Genomic DNA, 3,930 nt, shown 5'->3' on the forward strand with positions numbered 1-3,930 from the left:
GCCCTGCCCCGGGCCCGGCGGCCGGGCGGCAGCCCGCGTTCCCGGGGCGCGGCGAAGCCGTCCGGCCCGGGGTCCCCGGCGCCCTGGTAGCGCAGCCGGCGGCCCGGGCCGTCGGCGGGCGGCGGGCCGGCCGGGGTGGTGTCGCCGGCGTTGGCGATGTCCCCGGCGTTGGCGATGTCCCCGACGTTGGTGGTGTCGCCGGCGTGCAGCACCAGCCCCTCGGTGACCGGCGGCCCTGCCGGGCTGCGCCCGCCGGGCAGCGGGGCGAGCACCCGGAGGTCGACCGAGGGCCGCAGTTCCCCGCCGAGCGAGGACCAGACGTCGGACACCGACGGCAGTCCGGTGTCGCGCCCCGCGATGTCCAGCCCGACGGTCAGTCCGAGCTCGGCCAGCGTGCCGGTGAGCAACCGGGCGGGCAGCGTGTCGGTGGTCGTCAGGCACTGCAGCACCTCGGCCAGCAGCCGGTGTTCGTCCTGCGGCCGGTTGGTCCAGGCGGTGACCAGGTAGGCCAGCTCGAACCAGCGGGGCGCGGGGCGGTGGCCGGTCACCAGGCCGTCCGCGTCGTACTCCGCGACGGTGCCGGCCTGCCGGCGGCCGGTGTCCTCGCGCAGCCCGTACAGGTAGACGCTGACCGTGGGCGCGTTGCGCCGGGCCGCGAAGTCCCGGGTGGGCGCGTCGAAGACCACGTCGATCCCGCGCTCGGGCAGACCGGTCCCGGCGAGCAGCTGTCGCAGCGCCTCGTCGACCTCGTGGATCACCGCCGCTCCACCTCCCCGGGCGGGCCGATGCTGCCCTCCACCACCAGGAAGGGGCAGGTCACCGGGGAGAATCCGGGGCCCTCGGCGGTGATGGTGCGCGGGCCGGTCTCGTCCTTGGGGAGGATGAGCAGCTGGCCGGCGAAGGTCCCGTCGCCCTTCGGGCGGGTGGGCGCGGCCTCGGCGGTGATGCCGGGCTTCCAGGTGAACCGGACCGGCGCGCCGGGCGGGAAGTCCACGCCGCGCACCGAGGTCACGAAGCCGGGCTTGCCGATCGGCGGCACCGCGACGATGCGGGGCTGGAGGATCCGCAGCGGGGTGCTCGCCCGGTGCGGTCCCAGGGTGGCGTCGGTGCCGGTGGTGGTCAGTTCCGCGGTGATGGTGGTGTCCAGCGCCGCCACGGGCGAGAGCACCACCCGGACCACCGCGCTGCGGCCCGGGGCCAGGTCGCTCACCGTGCAGGTGCCGTTCCGGCAGCCGGGGGGCAGGGCCTCGGTGGGCACTCCGGCGGGCAGGCCGAGGGTCAGGCGCAGGCCGGTGGCGAGGGCCTGGCCGGTGTTGCGCACCGTGTAGCTGACGGTCACGTGGCCGCCGACGTAGCCGGGGTTCGGCTGGGCGTCGACCGCGACCGCGGGGCCGGCCTGGGGCGGCGGGGCGGGCGCCGGGGGCGGCGGCGGAACGGGGGTGGAGGTGGGCGTGGCGGTCGGGCTGGGCGTGGGTGTGGGTGTCGGGCTCGGGCTCGGGGTCGGACTCGGCGAGGCGGTCGGCGACGGGGTGGGTGTCGGCGACGGGGTCGGCGGCTCCAGCACCGGGAGGAAGGTCCGGGCGAAGTCGTCGTCGGGGTTCGGGTCGACGACCGTCCCGGTGACGCTCCAACCGAAGTCCGGGACGCCGGGCCGGGTGCCGGTCAGGGTGGCTTTGATCCGGACCACCTGGCGCGGGGTCAGGGTGCCGAGCTCGCAGCGCAGCGCGGCGGCGTCGCACGATCCGGTCGGGGTGGTCAGCTTGTCGAGCCGGGCGCCGGTCGGCACCGAGACGGTGAGGGCGGTGCCGGGCGAGGGCGCGGGGCCCTTGTTGGTGACGGTGACGGTCACCTCGGTGCTGCCGTCGACGGGGACGGCCGGGGTCCGCTCGGGAACGCTGACCGCCAGGTCGACGGACTGCTGGACGGCCGGCTCCTTCTGGCGCCCCGGCAGCCGCCAGTCGAGCTCGGTGAGCTGGGCGGTCGCGAAGTCGTAGACCTTGAGCCCCTCCGGTGCGCTCGGCGGCGCGGCGCGGCGGGAGGTCAGCACCAGCTGGGCGCTGTTCGCCGTCCAGGCGACGTCGCGGGGCTGGAAGGGCCCGGTGGTGGGGTGGTCGGGCAGCGGCCGGGTGCAGGCGCCCTGGCCGAGCCCGGTGGGCACGACCACCGTGCAGCCCTCGCCGGTCGGCGTGGTGACCACCACCCCGTCCTGCTGGTTGTTCCCGCCGTCACCGGCCTTGCGGTTGAAGGCGATGCGGCGGCCGTCGGGGGCGAAGGCGGGACTGTCGTCGATGACGTTGCAGCTGCCCGGGCAGGCCGTCCGGCTGAGGTCGGTCTGCCGGGTGAGGTCGTCGGCGGCGACGGTCCAGACGTGCAGGTTGCCGGCGTTCTCGTTGACCACCGCCGTCCGGGAGAAGGCGATCAGCTTGCCGTCGGGGGACCAGAACGGCTGGCCGTCGGAGGCGCCGCGCTGCCCGGCCGGCGGCTGGACGGTGCCGACGATCCGCCCCGTGGCCATCTCGGCGATCAGGACCCGCCCGGGCCGGGCCGGCTGGTCGCCGGCGGCCGGGGCGCTGCGGCTGAACACGATCAGCCTGCCGTCCGGGGAGATCGACGGGTCGGTGTCCCGGTCATTCGGGCCGCGCCCGGCGAGGTTCATCGGCTGCGGGTTCGCCCCGTCGCCGTCGGCGATCCAGATCCGTTGGATCCGCCCGGCCGGGCCGTCCTCGTAGCGGGTGACCACGATCTGCCGGCCGTCGGGCGTGTAGGTCTGGCGCTCGAACCAGGGGTCGAAGCCGGGGCGGGGGTGGAACAGCGGGTCGGCCCCCGGGTCGGTGCTGGTGTTGCTGTCGGCGGCCGGGTCCTCGCGGAGCACACTGATGCCGAGGTCGCGCGGGTCGGACCCGTCGGGGCGCATGTCCTCCACGTTCGCGACGTTGGCGCCGGAGGCGCTGGTCTGCTCGACGACGGGGCCGCCCTCGTTCTGGGTGCCCAGCCAGGTCGGCGTGGCGATCAGCCGGTTGGCGCGGTAGAGCACCTTCGGCGCTTCGCAGTTGCACGTGAGCGCGCGGTAGAGGTTCACCACCGGCGGCCGGGACGGATCGGGCTGCGGGGTCGGGTCGTTGGGGTCGAGCAGGTCGGCGCTGAGGAAGAGCACCCCGCTGCCGTCGGCCAGCCAGCCGGCCGAGCCGGTCTTCCAGGTGGAGCCGGTACCGGGGAAGAAGGCCTTGTCGCCGCCGGTGGGCGAGGTGAGGACCAGGGTCCGGCCCTGGGCGCCCTGGTCCCGGGTGTAGACGATCTCGTTGCGGTGGGCGTCGTCGTTCACCGGGTTCCAGGCCGGGTCGACCGCGTCCCCGTCGGTCACGCTGGTGACCTTGACGGGCGCGCCGCCCTCGAACGGCCGCAGGTAGATCTGACGGTGCGACGGTTCGCCGTCGCAGGAGTACGCGATCCACTTGCCGTCGGGCGAGACCGTGGGGTGGGTCTCGTCGGCCGCGCCCTCGGTGATCCGGCGCAGTCCGCTGCCGTCCCGGTTGACGGCCCACAGGACGTGCCGGGTGCTGCCGTCGCCGCGGGGCTCCAGGGACTCGAAGACGACGCCCTTGCCGTCGGGGGCCAGCGCGGGGTGGGCGGTGTCCATGCCGGTGGTGAGCCGGTGCACCGCGCCGGCCGCGTCGCGCAGGTACACCTGGGGCAGCGGGCCGTCCCGCAGGCTGGTGAAGACCAGTTCGCCGCCGCGGGCGGACGGGTCCCGGTCGAAGTGGATCGGGCCGGGCCCGAACAGCGGGGTGCTGTCCGTCATGCCGGTCACCCGGCCGAGGCCGCGGTGGTCGGTGCCGGCGAAGACGATCCGCCCGGCCGCCGGGTCGACCGCGGCCGCCGGGGCCGCGGCGGCGCCCTGCCCGCCGGGGGCGGCGCCGGCCAGGGTCACCA

At 76.2% G+C, this 3,930-nt stretch carries 2 protein-coding genes; both read right to left on the bottom strand.

Translation table 11 applies throughout. The features are described from left to right. Positions 1–758: DUF4255 domain-containing protein (locus tag ACWGKU_RS40645; RefSeq protein WP_452191821.1), on the bottom strand; the 758-nt coding region annotated here is incomplete at its 3' end. Continuing rightward, on the bottom strand, positions 755–3,928 hold the full coding sequence (locus ACWGKU_RS40650; protein ID WP_452191823.1) for a hypothetical protein: 3,174 nt from the start codon (positions 3,926–3,928) through the stop codon (positions 755–757). The genes ACWGKU_RS40645 and ACWGKU_RS40650, both read right to left, overlap by 4 nt. Positions 3,929–3,930 lie beyond the last annotated feature (2 nt).

Source organism: Kitasatospora sp. NPDC054768 (genome assembly GCF_053612025.1).